The sequence below is a fragment of the Pantoea sp. YU22 genome (assembly GCF_003970755.1).
Taxonomy (GTDB): domain Bacteria; phylum Pseudomonadota; class Gammaproteobacteria; order Enterobacterales; family Enterobacteriaceae; genus Pantoea; species Pantoea piersonii.
Map to the genome: position 1 here is coordinate 21,936 of NZ_RYDU01000025.1, position 12,481 is coordinate 34,416.

A 12,481-nucleotide genomic window follows, 5' to 3' on the forward strand; every position below is an offset into this window, starting at 1 on the left:
ATTTAAAGATTTCTTTATGAAAGCAGTATCAGCGCAGCCAGTGACAGCATTGAGACGACAGCTATCCAGCGCATCAGGCAAACCCTCCCGCCGTCATCGTTAGCGAGCCTGCGCACTCATTGCCGAACCCGTCCCAGCCTTCGCCCGGCTCGCCACGACAGAACAATTCAATCCGGGGAACGTCGCCGACAAGCTTCACCAGCAGATCCCGGAATTCGACAGGCTTAGCGCTGTGCTCTGTTCGCGGAAAAGTCTGGAGCTGGCAGATCCCGGCGTTGAATCGCTTGGGGAGTTTGCCACGCACGGCGAAAAGCATGTCCTCCGAGTTGGCGCGGGTCATATGCCCCATCCCGATTGCATGGTTTCCTTTTTTCCGGTTTGTCTTCGCCCAGGTAAAGCCCTTCATCGTCATCAGACGAAAGCCCCAGGCTTCAATCACCTTTAACGCTTCTGTCGGCTGCGTCGGTACATGCCACATAGCAAGGAGACAGCTCTCCGGGTCTGCCAGCGTATGAACCGGCAGGCGGCATATATCGGCAACGCTCATTACGTCATAGTGAAAGCCCGCGCCTCGCTGGCCGTCTTTGCATTTGTCGCGGTAAGACCAGGGCGGATCGACATAAATAAGCCTGTATTTCATTTGCTGCCTCTCGCTTCGTCCGCTTCACGGATGCCCGCTAACTTTGTGTTAGCCTCATCGAGCGCCGACAAAAGCGGGTCAATCCATAAAACGGCCTGCCGATAAGTTAGTTCGCAGGCGGCGGCGGGATCAGAACTGGAGCCGTCAGAGACGCCGGAAGCTTCTCGCATTGCGCTGGCACGTAAACGGTTTGAGTATGCGAGCAACCGGCAAGCAACATCATCAGGGACAAGCTCGTCAGTAAGCGGGACGCGCTTAAGGATTTCACGGTATTCAATAACCTTTTGTTGAGACGCCGCCACGATACGGAGGCGATCCGCTTCAGCCTGTGCGGCTATCTCGTTAAAGCGCTGGAACACAAACGCGCCGCGTGAGATAGCCTCCGCCTGTAGTGCGTTGTCGCTTCGTAAGACACTGTTAGCGCTTTCTGCCAGCTCGGCCCGGCCCTGATAATGCTGCGCCAGGTAAAGCAGAACGGCGATAACGGCTATCAGCGCCAGCCAACACCACTTTTTCACGAATGACAGGACGTTGTTCATAACCCCATCCGGGCGCGCTTGAAGAGCATTACGCGATTAGAGAGCCCGTTGTCGCCGCCGTTGATGATTTCCGTAGCGCGCTTAACGTCACCTTTAAGGCCGCAGCAGCCATGAGATTTAAAGAACCATGCAGCCGAGCGGGCGGCGTATTCGTCTTGCAGCAGCAAATCAGGGTTAGCAACGAGATCGACGCCGAGCGCGTTTCCGCACGCCTTATAGTTGTCTTTAAAAGTGATCTGCTTTAGGCCGCGCCCGCGATACGTCCAGCCGTCGCCGCGAATGGTGTTCCCGTAACGCCCGCCGTAAGCAATGTTGGCGATAGCCTTTTGTCGCTCCAGTGGTACGACTTTTTCCCCAGCCTGGCGGCAAAGCATCGACGACTGATAGGGCGAGAATCGAGAGCCAAACGTCCCCGTTAGGCCCGTCAGTGAATAATTAAAATTCTCTTCCAGGCGGCTAAATCCTGACGACTCATGCCCGGCCTGCGCAATAAACATCGCCACATCAAGCCGATCAGTAATTTCAAACTCGGCTAACGCCGCGTTTATGTGTGGAACCCAGCGCGCGGCAAGCTCTGTGCTAATGCCAGTGGCGCGGGCGAAGGTTTCAACGTTCATATTCCTCCGGCGCAAACTAAAAAGCCCCGCGTTAGCGAGGCTTGTATCTGGCGTTATTGCCATATGTGAGCGGAAAAGCGACTCCGTCGACCGTAGGGGAGACGGCTTAGGAGTTGCTTTCCCGCTCACATATGGGAATGACAGCCAGCGCACCGGCAAGAGCCGAAAGGCTAATGTATGTTGTAATTAAGAAGGCTCCAGCTCCAAAAAAAACCCCGCCGAAGCGAGGTTAAACGGATACTGGTTAAGTGCTTTCCTGCCCCGAGGCGCAGTAACAACACGTTATGAAAGAAGATAGGGCAAAAGGACACCCAAATCAACCACAATTCGAAGTTTTATGATACGTTCGCGGCTTTTATCGTTTAAATGAGTATTTATTAATCATTTAGCGCCATTAATTGAAGTAAGCTTTCAATTCGAAGTTATTCGCACGCTTTGAAACAAACGTTTGATTGCCCCTCGTTTCAAACTGTCGCGGTCATTTCAAAACGTCACGCCCAAAGCACAACAGCCGCCAATGGCGGCTGTTGTGTCCGGTCATACTACGTTAGCTTCAGGCTCTTAGCGCCACGCGCGCCGCCTCTTCAATTCGCATCAACGCTACCGCCATTGATGCCGATTTGCCGGGCGCAGTCGCCAGCGTTTGAAGCTGCTCCCTTTGTTGCTCTACCGTACTTTTGAGCTGGCTTAATTCTTCCTGGAGAGACGGCTCCTTCGCTTCGCTCAAACGCAGGCAGTAGCGAAGCAATGCGCCAAAGTCATTCCCGTTAAGCGTGACCGTCTCCACTCCCTTTGAATCAATCCAGCCCATGAAGGAGGTAACGCGCTCGCGGTTCCATGTCTCAATATTCTTTTTCATATGATTCCCTTTTATGAGTAGTCTTTAAATATTTAAATCTTTAAATAAAGCTCGCTAGGCCCGTAGTAGCGCCAGCACTGCGAATCACCAGATAAAGCGCATTCGGCCACTGGCGCAGGCTCCCCGCATTTACGGCACGCAGGGATCGTAGATAACTTTTCTTCGTACTCCTTGCGGGTTTTACGAACCATCAGGCCAATGAGCTCGGATCGTGTATATGGCTCATACCCTGGCCGCAGCAGCGCACATAGTTCATCAAGCTGCGTCATTTCTTCCGCCTCGATACGAAGCTTAGCACGAACAAAGCCGAGCTGTTTATCGCGCTCTCGCTGCGCTGCCTTTCTGTTTTTTTTATCAGTCACTCTTAATCACCCGGTAAAATGTTTCGCTGTCGTCGCACTGGCTTACCAAAGAGCTTGGGCTCGCCTCCTTTCTCCGCAGCCAGACACAGACGAAGCCCCAATCCTCCGCCTCGTGTATGCTGCCGATAAACCATTCAGCGGCCAGCGGCTTCGGTAAACTCCAGCCATTATCCCCGGCCCTGACCTCTTCGAGAATCACGACAGAGAACTCCAGCCCAGCCACTTCGCACCAATGCTTGAAGCCCTCCGGGCTGTCGCCCTGATAGAAATCAGGATGCCGGAAAATGCCTTGCTCGTTTCTTTTGACCGCAACCGGCATGATCACCGGCTTAACGGCCTCGCTGTTTAATGCGCCCTTTCGGCTACTTTTAAGCGCGCGTGAAAAAACAAAATGTAATCCCCGCAATAGACGCGGCGCGCTTCCTTTTCTGAATCTGCCACAGTCGACAGGCATTGGATTTTGCTTTTTCCATCGCAACGGCGAATCGCCATAAACTTGTAACGCCACATTAAAACCCCCTAAAACCACAGCACTAACTGAAGTTTCACCCCTAAACGGGATCACGTTTACTTCATTTTGAAGTTAAGGGGGATAATAATCATCCTCTCCTGATGGCGCAAGAGAAAATAAAGATTTAAAGATTTATTTATTTCATTATCGGATTTATACGCCTGTCGGGGAACCCGAAGATCAGCGCTGAATGGCTGAATGCGTGGCGGCTGTCTGCCTTTTTGCCCTGCGCTGCTGCAACTTCACTCTGCCGTTTTGGCTTCGGCTTGCACGTCAGACAATGCCGGTTGGCTGTCAGGCGCTTAGAACGCCCGCACCTGGCGCACGGTGCGCCGTTATAATGCTCTATTCCCGCCGCGAGCGCTTCAGCGCGCGCTTTTTCAAACGATGCTCGCAGTAAAGCACTCATGCTCTTTACCCGCCTGTTTCAAATCTTCCGCCGTAATGTAATGCTCTTCGGCAATGCAGATCACCGCACCGGCCATCGGCTGAAACGTTGCTATCGCCGCACTTAGCGCCAGGTGACGTGATGCAAATGGGCCATACGGATAATTCTCGCCGTCGACGCCGAACCAAAAATCAGTTTTCACTTTCTCTTTTTCCTTTCTATCAAATAATCCGCAACAAAAGCCCGTCCCTTGTCGAGCCTCCGCCTGTACGTCTTTACGTTGATTCCCATTACAGCGGCCTTATCAAGCTGCGTTTTTGGCTCGCCAACCAGTGTTAAGACGCCATACTCGACACGCAGCACTGTCGCGCTGTTTTTGTCCGTAGTCGACAGCAGCGCGACAGCTCCTTCAATGCTCGTTTCTAAGCTGTCGTTGGGCTCCCCGCCGCCGCCTGAGAATTGACAGCGGGTAGCCATCATCATTTGCAGCATTGACGCAAATCCCCCGCGCGCGTTGCAGCCGTTTAAAACCCAGCGTGCCCATAAGTCGAAAAGGCTGTCTAAGTCCCCTTTAGCCATTCCCTTAAACCTCGTGAATCGTTATTTGATAATGGTGCTCAACCATCTTTTTCTTGATCTTGTACTCCGCAGTTTTCACGCCCTTAACATCGACGATCTCAACTTCGCCGCTGGCATGAAAAACCATAAAGTCGGCGACATACTTCACGCCGCCTGGCAGATGAAAAGGAACCTGACGCAGAAATAAAACTACTTCGCCAGCCGCCTTAAGGCGCTTGAGAGTGACGTAGTAATTAGCTTCTTTGATGCTGTCAAAGGTGAACCCGTCGACCTCTGTTTTCCTGTTGCGGTACTTACTGACAGGCTTTACGCCTGCTCTGAATCCCTTAAATTGCATCAGCTAAAACCTCTCCGGGCGGAAGCTCGCCTAATGACAAATCAAAACCGATTTGCTCTTTAACGTGAGCGGGCACTAATTCCCACGAGTAAGCGCACAACAAGGCATCGTCCCCGTATTTATCAGCAAAGCGGATGCTCGATTTAAGAATCGGATGCCTTACAGCTATTGAGTAATCTGGCTTGCAGCCGGACGGGAAAAGCCCTCTGTGATGCGTTGCGCACAGCCCAAACCCGCGAAAATGCGCATTTTTGTCTGTGCTGCCGAAGTCGGGATCGTGATGGAACTCTGTCCACGCTTCAGCGTTTTCAATCTCCCGGCCATCGAGACGGCAAGCGACGCATCCAACATCCTGCACACAGGCGCGGATATAAAGACGCTCGGCCTTAGTCGGTGTGCGCCCGTTCATTTCGTCACCTGGCAAAAGCCGTTAAAGTCTTTGACCAGCTCGATATAGCGCGACATAGCCGCCTCGTCATTTGCCAGCGCAGCACGCGAGCGGACGCCGCATAACTGGCGTAGAACCTGCGCCGCCTCCTCTTGTGACGTGACAATGTCACCCGTTTTTGCTGAAAGGAATTCCCAAAAAAGCGGTTTTTGACAGAATCGCACCGCACCCTTAACAAGCTGCATAAGCAACCCCCTCGGGCATACGGCGACGTTTTCTTTCAGCCAGCCAGGCGACAGAGAAAAGCTCTTCAGGATTGCTGTAAAGCGCGCGCTTGGCGGCTGTTTCAAGCTCTGGCGGGTTAATGTGGACGAAGTGGAAGCCGTCGCCTATTTCCAGACCTTCACGCATAAAAAGGCGGGGAAGTGCGCCAGCGAAGATCCCGAAAACCGCTTTACGCTTCATAAGGATTTCAACTTCACGCATCGAGGTAACGCCGGTAAAAATTAGCGCTTCATCCGGCGCACATCCCGCCGCTATAGCTTTATTGATGGCTGTAATGCGCGCGGGCATTGATTTTAGGCTCTGGCTGAGATTGACCCTTTTGATGCGAAAGTCAGGAGCTATATCTTTTGCCATACGCTCGATAAAGGCGGACTGCTGATTAACCTGCGACCCCATAAGGGCAATGATCATCATTTATCGAGCTCCTTCAGATTCAACCGACGAGCAACGGCGATTGTTTCGTGAATCTGCTCAACACTCGTAATCTTTGGCTCCGTAGCTACCAGAACGCGCAGCGCAGCGCGCACCTCTCCGACCGTTACGTTAGTTGTGCGCCAGCGGGCCAGATACTTTTCCGCGTCGTCATTAACCAGCGTGTTAGGGATGCCGAACTCCTCAAAGATGGTGATCAACTTGTCGGGCCGGTTCACTAATAAGCCCGTTCGCAGGCTTTTAAGGCGCTTACGCGGCTTACCTTTCGACTGAACATAATCAGTTGCCAGCCGATCCAAATCGACCGAATCCCCTAACACCGCTCGCATACGCGCCAGACATTCGGGGCGCGGGAAGCGCGTTAGCCGGACATATGCTCCGAATGTGCTGGGATGAATCCCGAGCGTTTTAGCCGCGCTCACTATTCCCCCTTGTTCTTTGGCCCATCCGGCGAGGCCCAATCTTTCGCCCATAACTTCACTTTCTCCGTATCGAATTCATATCGACACTAGATTAATCTCATTTTGAAGTAATGTGAAATATTTAGATTCTTATAACCTCGTTTTGGTGTCATAATTAATTCGATTTGAAGTATTCAACTTGGGATAAAAGTCTAATGAAATCAAGAGACTTAGAAATTAGCTCTGTAATGGGTAAGCGAATTCAATCGCTTAGACAGCAACAAGGTAAGTCGATTAACGATCTGGCAGCGTTAACCGGCCTTGCCAGGTCGTCGCTTCAGAATTATGAAGCAGGCAACAGGCAACCTTCTTTGGGGATAATCAAGAGTTTATCTAAAGCATTAGGCTGTAATCCGGCCTGGCTCAGCGGGTTAGTTGATAGCGATAGCGGTAAAGAAGAGTTGAATTACATGATTATCAACTCTCCCTATCCAGGGACGGCGCCGTCCGATCTCGATTCAGTATCTTTCAACAATGCGCACTTACGGAAACAGGGCATTTCCCCGGCTCATGTCCGCTTTTTGCGAGCTAAAGACTCTCTAGTCGCGCCTGACATAAAAGAAGGCGATGAAGTTTTGATCGACACATCAATAACTAAAGTCGAGAGAACAGACGTTTATGCGGTTCAAGACGATTCGGGCAGCGTAGTTTTCCGTTGGGCGCGGCGTGAATTCGGAAAGGCGGGTTATGTGCTTTACTCAAATAATGATTCACATTTCCCACCGATTTTTGTTGAGGATGCCAACGAGTCAGTTAAAATAATCGGGCGCGCTGCTTGCGTTGTAAGTTGGAGATAACTCTCAAATGCGGCCCGATTCAGGCCGCTTTTTTTATGGCCTGAATAACCACATTTTGAATGTTTTATCAGTTCAATAAAGAAGTTCAAACTTCACTTAGTATACTGGTTTCAATATGCGCTTAAAAAATAATCTCCTTGATGCTTCATCTTTCGTTCTGGCGCACAACCTCGCGGTTGAGCATTTACTTAATGATTACCTCCAAAATTTTGATCGCCGCTTTGCGGACGCTGCACTCTCAAGCCTTATTGAGCAAAAGCAGTCGCTGGCTGAACTTGATGAGGCCTGGCTAACCTTTTTAGCCGCTGCTGAAGTATGCCACCACCCCGAAACACAAGACGCTTTCTCGCGTGCCTTCAAGATGCTTAATGACGCCTACTACCCTCTTTTCTCCATGCTCAGCACTCTTTTAGAACGAGGCGACGAACACGGCGATTTAGCCGAAAGCGTCTTGATCTATGCCAAACACCAAAACAAATTTATCCAGAAAATCAGAGAATTAATCTCCACATTATGAGCCCTTCGGGCGGGTTATTCCGCCCTTTAAATATTTATTTCTTTATTTCTTTATCTTTGCTTTACCTCAGATCCCCGCCTTGCTAAGATCTCCTCTCAATCTTTAATTAAAGATTTATTTAAGGGGATCTTATGACCGTTTCTATCGCCGTGGCATCCGGTAAAGGCGGAGTTACCAAATCAACACTTATTCGCGCTCTTGGTGTGTCCTACGCTTTGGCCGACTGGAAAGTTCTCGGGGCCGACATGGACATCGGACAGGGAACGCTAATCAAATGGAACAAGCGCCGCGCTGAAGCCAATATCGGCCCGCTCTTCCATGCTCAAAGCTTTGGCGCAGTGCCACTTATCACGCGCGAAATTCAGTCGGATAAATGGGACATTGTCTTGATCGACTGTCCGGCCTTTGCCTCTGCTTCTACAATTCACGTAGCCGAGCTGGCCGACTTCGTCATCATCCCGACGCGCTACTCCCTGGACGACATGCAAAGTACCGCTGAAACCGCCAACGCTCTGATTAACGCCGGTATCCCGGCCAAAAAAATCGCTGTTGTCTTTTCGGGCGTTGCTGAGTCTGAAGCCGAGCACGCAGCAGCAATTAACTATTTTGGCGAGGCTCCTTATTTCCTGATCGAAGGCTACATCCCGCAAAAAACCTCTTACAGCAAAGCGCAGGACGTAGGCCGGGCGGTAATCGAATGCTCGCACCCAGGCTTACGCAGCAAAGCCGACAAAGTAATTCAGAACATCATTTCGCGTTTCGAAGAAGTCATCGAGGAGTAACAAGCTATGGCCGCACCTAAAATGAAACCCCGCACTAACACCAAAGGCAGCGCTCCGACCGTTGAGCAGACAGCCACGGCTGTTACACCTACAACCCGCGCCGGACGCGAGAAAAGCGGCGGACAGCCGTTAAATTTCAACGTCGATCCAGAATTTCACATCGAGCTGAAGGCTTTCGCGACCATTCATCGCAAGAGCATGAAGCAGGTGCTGATCGATGCTTTCAACGAGTACAAAAAGAATCACGCTTAATCGGTGTGACCGGACACGCTTAACAAAGAGGCCCAGCGGCCTCTTTTTTTGTCTTTAAATCTTTAAATCTTCATTTCCTTATGAAAATCAAGACTTCCCGATAACCAGATCACAGACTATACTGGATAAATAAACAGTATAAAAGAGGTTAGGTTATGGGATTTCCGTCTCCAGCAGCCGACTATGTCGAGAAGCGGATAAGCCTCGATCAGTTGTGCATAACGAAACCCAGCGCGACGTATCTGTTTACATCAGATTGCGATGCGCCAGCGGAAGGCATCAAAAAGGGATCTTTGCTCGTAGTGGAAAGCGGCGTAAGCGCATTTCACCGAGCCGTTATAGTGAGCGAAGTAGACGGGGAATTTAGGCTCCGGCGTTATCTGGCTTCGCCGTTCCCGGCATTGCAGGATTTAAACGCGCCAGAAAAGGTTTTGCGGATCGATACCGGGGAAGCTCCAGAAAGCGAGCTGTGCGCGACGTGGGGCGTAGTAAGGTACGCGATAACCCCAATGGGACAGTAATAACAATGAGGCCCGCAAAGCGGGCCTCATGGCTTACAGCGTATAGTTAACCTGTTCGCCGCCAGGTATGTTTACGCCGATTATCAGCTCGCCGCCCAGCGCTTCAACGTAGCGTTTCAGAGTGGAGAGCTTCAGCTCCGCCCCGCGCCCTTCAATCGCAGCGACAGAAGATTGCGCAATGTTCATCGCGCGCGCTTGCTCTTGCTGTGTACGCTCCAGCCGTTCGCGCAGCTTTGACAATTGCAGTTCAAGCCGCATTTCTGCGGCTTTCTCCTCTATCTTTTCTTGCTGTTCTGGCGAAAATCTTTGCATCAGTTCATCAAGCGTTTTTGTTGGCATCTTGTTTACCCTCTTCAAGGTAGGCCGCATATTCACTTTCAGCCGTTGCGATCATCGTTTTGTAAAATCGCTTTTCGTCCTGGCCTTTCTTGTTCCCCGCGCAAAGAACAATCGCGTTTCGCTGCGGGTCAAAGACAAAGAATCCTCTAAATGGCCTGCCGTTGCTTTGTACTCTTAACTCTTTCAGGTTAGCTAACTTCGCGCCCTTCAGAGTATCTACATATGGACGCCCTAATTGTGGGCCTTCTGTAGCGAGTATTCGCAGCGCCGCCGCCATATCGACTTGTAAGTCCTCGTCTTGCTCAAACAACCACGCTTCAAACAAGGCGGTAACTCTGACCGTCCACAAAATCCAGCTCCTTATAGATTGTAGTCGATAAAGAGATATTATCGACTACAGTCGATAATGGCAAGCATTTTAAGCGAGTCGGTAAAAATAAAGATTTTCGGGTTTCCCCGGCTATTTAACATAAGGGTCATTTCGCGACCTGCCGGAAAGGCACTCAGGCTAAAAACACGATGAAAGGCAGATTTCAGGAAGATAACAGGGGCGAAAGCGTCAGGTTTTAATGTTACTGAGTTGTTAACAGAATGGCGCTTGCGGTTTGGCGGTAAATCCGGGGCCGAAGCCCCAAAAGGGATAGTTTAACGAAATCTTTATTTATTTAATTCTTTATCTGCGCCCGTTCTGCGGCCTGGCTGTGAATTTCCCACCGCTTAAGCCCCATTTTTTCGCAAAAGTCCGCAAGTCTGTCCAGGCTTGACCACTCCCGCGCCCCGCCGCGCGCTTTCTCCATCATGATCGCCAGCTCGCCAGCAATACCAAAAAGCGACCAGCGCCCGGTTTCCATGTTGCGAGTAGCGACCACTTTAGAAAACGCCCTGGCTTCGACGAAGTCCATAAAAGATCGACGATCATGCTTTCGGATTTGCATATTACCTTTGCCCCTGACAAAAAGCCGCTTTTGCGAGCTGCATACTTCGTATTTAAGACACTATAACTTCTTAACGTATGTTTGTCCTGAGTCTGATTCTTTTAAAACGCTCTCACAGCCATTTTAAGCGCCTGCCGGTTTTATCCTGATGTTGCATTGCCTTTTGCCTTTAAAAGCTCACAGGCGGCGATTCTGCTTCAGATTTATCGCGTTGCGGTATCAGCCGATCCCTTCCCTGCTAAGCCGGGTTTTTCAACGTCCTTTCAATGGCGATGATGTTTGATGGCGGAAAGCGCCTTTCCGCAAAGGAATTACCAGCAGCGGCCAGCCTCCGGCCAAAAGCCGGAGGAGCTACCTTAAGGAGCGAAGCGACTGATCCGAACCGGCGCGCCGTAAGGCGCTGCAAGGGCGGACATTTGTAGCTGTCCACAGGACAGCACGCGAGTAAGTATTCTTTTTAAAAGAACATAATTACAGAAGTTTAAAAGACTACACGCAGATTAAAAGCCTGCCGATTCGCATCCAGGACAGCAGGTCTCTTGCAAATATCTGTGTGTAAGTTAAATGCTGGAGACAAAGGAGATCGAGAGGCAACAAAAGCGCGAATTATTGAGCAAAAAAGCAACAGGTTAACGGGTTGATACTACGCAGAAAGAAGCGGTTAGGATGAATTTTGTACGGGGATTTTCTTTGGACGTGGCAAACTCTCCGGCGCTGCCGGATGTTGCTTAAACTGAGGGGAATCAGGCTGGATTAAGTCGGCTGTAATTGCCGCGAGACAGGATCATGCGGCGTTTTACGCGACGCTCAATCTCTGCCGCTACTTCGCTAAGGCTCTTGAACGAGATACGCGAGCGGAGGATTTCGCGGTTTAACTCTTTGCGCACCTTACCTTCTATCTCAGCGCGGGTTAATGCTGCTTCAGCTTTAGCCCTGGCGCGCTCTTCGCCGCGCTCTTTACGCGCTGCACGCTTCTGATAGACCATATCCCGATAGCGCTTCACTTCGGCCAGAACCAGCTCACGCACGGAAAGCATATTCAGCCCTTTAGCCTGGCGCTTTTTGTTGAGCTGAGCGGCCTTCGATACGCGCGCCGCTTCGACTGACGCTTCCGAAATATCCAGCACTTCAAAGAATGCAGGCAGTAAAACAACCTCAGTCGGAAAGTAAGCGCCGTGCGTGCTGTCGAATTCGGTGTTGTAGGTGATCAGCTTCATATCGTTAAGAGTCTGAAGCGCGCGCGTAAGGCGCGTTATAGAGAGCTTACCGTTTGCGGATTCAGTTGCGAGCCCACACTCGATAGCAAGAGTCGTCATAGAGACGTTAACGCGCTTTGTGAGAGTGTCGTAGTGATGGCAAAGGCCGATTACAGCCTGATCGATAGCGTCGCGGCGGGTCTTATAGAGGCCGCGCATTCTGAGAAGCGTACCCGCCTGGCGAGCAAGCGCAAAGGTAAACTTAAAAAGCATCGTCCCGGTGAAGCCTTTAAGGGCTTTCTCCTTGAGCTTTTCATTGAAAGCCTGCGTCCCTTTGCCTTCCGGCACACGGAATACCGGCGTCGGGTTTTTTACGTACACACGTCCGATTGTCATTACTCACGAAGTCCAGTTAGTGAAAACTTGCTTTCACCAACGCACAACGTATAATCAGACCTGCCACGGTATCGATTTTTTCGTTGTTTGTTGGTGAAAACTTTCAAATCTCACGAAAGATAAGATTCCTGCTAAACCCCGCTTCGGCGGGGTTTAGCTTTTCTGAAACCTTCTCAAATCGCCAGGCTATTTTACTCGCCTTTGAATCGTGGTCAAGCTAAACACAAAATGAAGTTAGTTAATTCATTCGTGGTTTGCCCGCCCAAGATCCACACGCAAAACAAATCTGCGAAGAATAAAAGGCAAGTGATTGATTACTATGATTTAATCCCGTAAAGGAAAATGATC

23 protein-coding genes are annotated in these 12,481 nt (G+C 50.6%); 5 read left to right on the plus strand and 18 right to left on the minus strand.

The window, feature by feature from the left end; genetic code table 11:
- Nucleotides 1-73: 73 nt before the first annotated feature.
- The 14 genes from EKL29_RS21295 to EKL29_RS21360 all read right to left on the minus strand — a co-directional run bounded on the left by EKL29_RS21295 (nucleotide 74) and on the right by EKL29_RS21360 (nucleotide 6,410).
- Nucleotides 74-640, minus strand: a complete 567-nt coding sequence (locus tag EKL29_RS21295) for an MT-A70 family methyltransferase (RefSeq protein ID WP_126690640.1) — start codon at nucleotides 638-640, stop codon at nucleotides 74-76.
- A complete protein-coding gene (locus EKL29_RS21300) occupies nucleotides 637-1,179 on the minus strand; it encodes a hypothetical protein (RefSeq protein WP_126690641.1) in 543 nt (180 codons plus the stop codon). The genes EKL29_RS21295 and EKL29_RS21300 overlap by 4 nt, the downstream gene beginning before the upstream one ends.
- Nucleotides 1,176-1,796 carry a glycoside hydrolase family 19 protein gene (locus EKL29_RS21305; protein ID WP_126690642.1) on the minus strand — a complete coding sequence of 207 codons (621 nt, stop codon included), beginning with the start codon at nucleotides 1,794-1,796 and terminating at the stop codon, nucleotides 1,176-1,178. Before EKL29_RS21305 ends, EKL29_RS21300 begins: the two co-directional genes overlap by 4 nt.
- Nucleotides 1,797-2,349: 553 nt before the next feature.
- Nucleotides 2,350-2,655: a hypothetical protein gene (locus tag EKL29_RS21310; protein WP_126690643.1), complete on the minus strand. Its 306-nt coding sequence runs from the start codon at nucleotides 2,653-2,655 to the stop codon at nucleotides 2,350-2,352.
- Nucleotides 2,656-2,687: 32 nt separating this feature from the next.
- Complete coding sequence (locus EKL29_RS21315; RefSeq protein ID WP_126690644.1) at nucleotides 2,688-3,017, minus strand: hypothetical protein; 330 nt, start codon at nucleotides 3,015-3,017, stop codon at nucleotides 2,688-2,690.
- Nucleotides 3,010-3,336 carry a hypothetical protein gene (locus EKL29_RS21320; RefSeq protein WP_126690646.1) on the minus strand — a complete coding sequence of 109 codons (327 nt, stop codon included), beginning with the start codon at nucleotides 3,334-3,336 and terminating at the stop codon, nucleotides 3,010-3,012. The genes EKL29_RS21315 and EKL29_RS21320 overlap by 8 nt, the downstream gene beginning before the upstream one ends.
- A gap of 26 nt (nucleotides 3,337-3,362) precedes the next feature.
- Nucleotides 3,363-3,527: a host cell division inhibitor Icd-like protein gene (locus EKL29_RS21325; protein WP_126690647.1), complete on the minus strand. Its 165-nt coding sequence runs from the start codon at nucleotides 3,525-3,527 to the stop codon at nucleotides 3,363-3,365.
- A gap of 381 nt (nucleotides 3,528-3,908) precedes the next feature.
- On the minus strand, nucleotides 3,909-4,118 hold the full coding sequence (locus EKL29_RS21330) for a hypothetical protein (protein WP_126690649.1): 210 nt from the start codon (nucleotides 4,116-4,118) through the stop codon (nucleotides 3,909-3,911).
- A complete protein-coding gene (locus tag EKL29_RS21335; protein ID WP_126690650.1) occupies nucleotides 4,115-4,495 on the minus strand; it encodes a hypothetical protein in 381 nt (126 codons plus the stop codon). Before EKL29_RS21335 ends, EKL29_RS21330 begins: the two co-directional genes overlap by 4 nt.
- A gap of 4 nt (nucleotides 4,496-4,499) precedes the next feature.
- Nucleotides 4,500-4,832, minus strand: a complete 333-nt coding sequence (locus EKL29_RS21340) for a DUF1064 domain-containing protein (RefSeq protein WP_126690651.1) — start codon at nucleotides 4,830-4,832, stop codon at nucleotides 4,500-4,502.
- On the minus strand, nucleotides 4,822-5,241 hold the full coding sequence (locus EKL29_RS21345; RefSeq protein WP_126690652.1) for a Ref family recombination enhancement nuclease: 420 nt from the start codon (nucleotides 5,239-5,241) through the stop codon (nucleotides 4,822-4,824). Before EKL29_RS21345 ends, EKL29_RS21340 begins: the two co-directional genes overlap by 11 nt.
- Complete coding sequence (locus EKL29_RS21350; RefSeq protein ID WP_126690653.1) at nucleotides 5,238-5,465, minus strand: hypothetical protein; 228 nt, start codon at nucleotides 5,463-5,465, stop codon at nucleotides 5,238-5,240. The genes EKL29_RS21345 and EKL29_RS21350 overlap by 4 nt, the downstream gene beginning before the upstream one ends.
- Complete coding sequence (locus EKL29_RS21355; protein WP_126690654.1) at nucleotides 5,452-5,919, minus strand: hypothetical protein; 468 nt, start codon at nucleotides 5,917-5,919, stop codon at nucleotides 5,452-5,454. Before EKL29_RS21355 ends, EKL29_RS21350 begins: the two co-directional genes overlap by 14 nt.
- Complete coding sequence (locus tag EKL29_RS21360; RefSeq protein ID WP_126690656.1) at nucleotides 5,916-6,410, minus strand: hypothetical protein; 495 nt, start codon at nucleotides 6,408-6,410, stop codon at nucleotides 5,916-5,918. The genes EKL29_RS21355 and EKL29_RS21360 overlap by 4 nt, the downstream gene beginning before the upstream one ends.
- A 143-nt stretch (nucleotides 6,411-6,553) precedes the next feature.
- On the opposite strand from EKL29_RS21360, the gene EKL29_RS21365 reads away from it, so the two are divergent.
- The 5 genes from EKL29_RS21365 to EKL29_RS23605 all read left to right on the plus strand — a co-directional run bounded on the left by EKL29_RS21365 (nucleotide 6,554) and on the right by EKL29_RS23605 (nucleotide 9,267).
- Nucleotides 6,554-7,195 (plus strand): LexA family transcriptional regulator, encoded by a 642-nt coding sequence (locus EKL29_RS21365; RefSeq protein ID WP_126690658.1) that lies wholly within the window; start codon nucleotides 6,554-6,556, stop codon nucleotides 7,193-7,195.
- Between the two features lie 115 nt (nucleotides 7,196-7,310).
- Entirely contained in the window at nucleotides 7,311-7,712 is a 402-nt protein-coding gene (locus tag EKL29_RS21370; protein ID WP_126690659.1) for a hypothetical protein, read from the plus strand.
- A gap of 131 nt (nucleotides 7,713-7,843) precedes the next feature.
- The gene (locus EKL29_RS21375) at nucleotides 7,844-8,494 is read left to right on the plus strand and encodes a ParA family protein (RefSeq protein ID WP_126690660.1); all 651 of its coding nucleotides are present in this window, start codon (nucleotides 7,844-7,846) and stop codon (nucleotides 8,492-8,494) included.
- A gap of 6 nt (nucleotides 8,495-8,500) precedes the next feature.
- On the plus strand, nucleotides 8,501-8,746 hold the full coding sequence (locus EKL29_RS21380) for a hypothetical protein (RefSeq protein WP_126690661.1): 246 nt from the start codon (nucleotides 8,501-8,503) through the stop codon (nucleotides 8,744-8,746).
- A 155-nt stretch (nucleotides 8,747-8,901) separates the two neighbouring features.
- Entirely contained in the window at nucleotides 8,902-9,267 is a 366-nt protein-coding gene (locus tag EKL29_RS23605) for a S24 family peptidase (RefSeq protein ID WP_409339866.1), read from the plus strand.
- A gap of 33 nt (nucleotides 9,268-9,300) precedes the next feature.
- On the opposite strand, the gene EKL29_RS21385 is transcribed toward EKL29_RS23605, so the two are convergent.
- The 4 genes from EKL29_RS21385 to repA all read right to left on the minus strand — a co-directional run bounded on the left by EKL29_RS21385 (nucleotide 9,301) and on the right by repA (nucleotide 12,133).
- On the minus strand, nucleotides 9,301-9,606 hold the full coding sequence (locus EKL29_RS21385; RefSeq protein WP_126690663.1) for an XRE family transcriptional regulator: 306 nt from the start codon (nucleotides 9,604-9,606) through the stop codon (nucleotides 9,301-9,303).
- On the minus strand, nucleotides 9,587-9,955 hold the full coding sequence (locus EKL29_RS21390; protein WP_126690665.1) for a type II toxin-antitoxin system RelE/ParE family toxin: 369 nt from the start codon (nucleotides 9,953-9,955) through the stop codon (nucleotides 9,587-9,589). The genes EKL29_RS21385 and EKL29_RS21390 overlap by 20 nt, the downstream gene beginning before the upstream one ends.
- A gap of 316 nt (nucleotides 9,956-10,271) precedes the next feature.
- Nucleotides 10,272-10,541: a hypothetical protein gene (locus EKL29_RS21395; RefSeq protein WP_311779055.1), complete on the minus strand. Its 270-nt coding sequence runs from the start codon at nucleotides 10,539-10,541 to the stop codon at nucleotides 10,272-10,274.
- Between the two features lie 743 nt (nucleotides 10,542-11,284).
- Nucleotides 11,285-12,133 (minus strand): plasmid replication initiator RepA, encoded by an 849-nt coding sequence (repA, locus tag EKL29_RS21400; protein WP_126690667.1) that lies wholly within the window; start codon nucleotides 12,131-12,133, stop codon nucleotides 11,285-11,287.
- Nucleotides 12,134-12,481: the final 348 nt, after the last annotated feature.

Bases quoted from the DNA above. Each gene is read 5' to 3' on its own strand.
- EKL29_RS21295 (WP_126690640.1), bottom strand. From the start codon at position 640: ATGAAATACAGGCTTATTTATGTCGATCCGCCCTGGTCTTACCGCGAC.
- EKL29_RS21300 (WP_126690641.1), bottom strand. From the start codon at position 1,179: ATGAACAACGTCCTGTCATTCGTGAAAAAGTGGTGTTGGCTGGCGCTG.
- EKL29_RS21305 (WP_126690642.1), bottom strand. From the start codon at position 1,796: ATGAACGTTGAAACCTTCGCCCGCGCCACTGGCATTAGCACAGAGCTT.
- EKL29_RS21310 (WP_126690643.1), bottom strand. From the start codon at position 2,655: ATGAAAAAGAATATTGAGACATGGAACCGCGAGCGCGTTACCTCCTTC.
- EKL29_RS21320 (WP_126690646.1), bottom strand. From the start codon at position 3,336: ATGCCGGTTGCGGTCAAAAGAAACGAGCAAGGCATTTTCCGGCATCCT.
- EKL29_RS21325 (WP_126690647.1), bottom strand. From the start codon at position 3,527: ATGTGGCGTTACAAGTTTATGGCGATTCGCCGTTGCGATGGAAAAAGC.
- EKL29_RS21335 (WP_126690650.1), bottom strand. From the start codon at position 4,495: ATGGCTAAAGGGGACTTAGACAGCCTTTTCGACTTATGGGCACGCTGG.
- EKL29_RS21340 (WP_126690651.1), bottom strand. From the start codon at position 4,832: ATGCAATTTAAGGGATTCAGAGCAGGCGTAAAGCCTGTCAGTAAGTAC.
- EKL29_RS21345 (WP_126690652.1), bottom strand. From the start codon at position 5,241: ATGAACGGGCGCACACCGACTAAGGCCGAGCGTCTTTATATCCGCGCC.
- EKL29_RS21350 (WP_126690653.1), bottom strand. From the start codon at position 5,465: ATGCAGCTTGTTAAGGGTGCGGTGCGATTCTGTCAAAAACCGCTTTTT.
- EKL29_RS21355 (WP_126690654.1), bottom strand. From the start codon at position 5,919: ATGATGATCATTGCCCTTATGGGGTCGCAGGTTAATCAGCAGTCCGCC.
- EKL29_RS21360 (WP_126690656.1), bottom strand. From the start codon at position 6,410: ATGGGCGAAAGATTGGGCCTCGCCGGATGGGCCAAAGAACAAGGGGGA.
- EKL29_RS21365 (WP_126690658.1), top strand. From the start codon at position 6,554: ATGAAATCAAGAGACTTAGAAATTAGCTCTGTAATGGGTAAGCGAATT.
- EKL29_RS21370 (WP_126690659.1), top strand. From the start codon at position 7,311: ATGCGCTTAAAAAATAATCTCCTTGATGCTTCATCTTTCGTTCTGGCG.
- EKL29_RS21375 (WP_126690660.1), top strand. From the start codon at position 7,844: ATGACCGTTTCTATCGCCGTGGCATCCGGTAAAGGCGGAGTTACCAAA.
- EKL29_RS21380 (WP_126690661.1), top strand. From the start codon at position 8,501: ATGGCCGCACCTAAAATGAAACCCCGCACTAACACCAAAGGCAGCGCT.
- EKL29_RS23605 (WP_409339866.1), top strand. From the start codon at position 8,902: ATGGGATTTCCGTCTCCAGCAGCCGACTATGTCGAGAAGCGGATAAGC.
- EKL29_RS21385 (WP_126690663.1), bottom strand. From the start codon at position 9,606: ATGCCAACAAAAACGCTTGATGAACTGATGCAAAGATTTTCGCCAGAA.
- EKL29_RS21395 (WP_311779055.1), bottom strand. From the start codon at position 10,541: ATGCAAATCCGAAAGCATGATCGTCGATCTTTTATGGACTTCGTCGAA.
- repA (WP_126690667.1), bottom strand. From the start codon at position 12,133: ATGACAATCGGACGTGTGTACGTAAAAAACCCGACGCCGGTATTCCGT.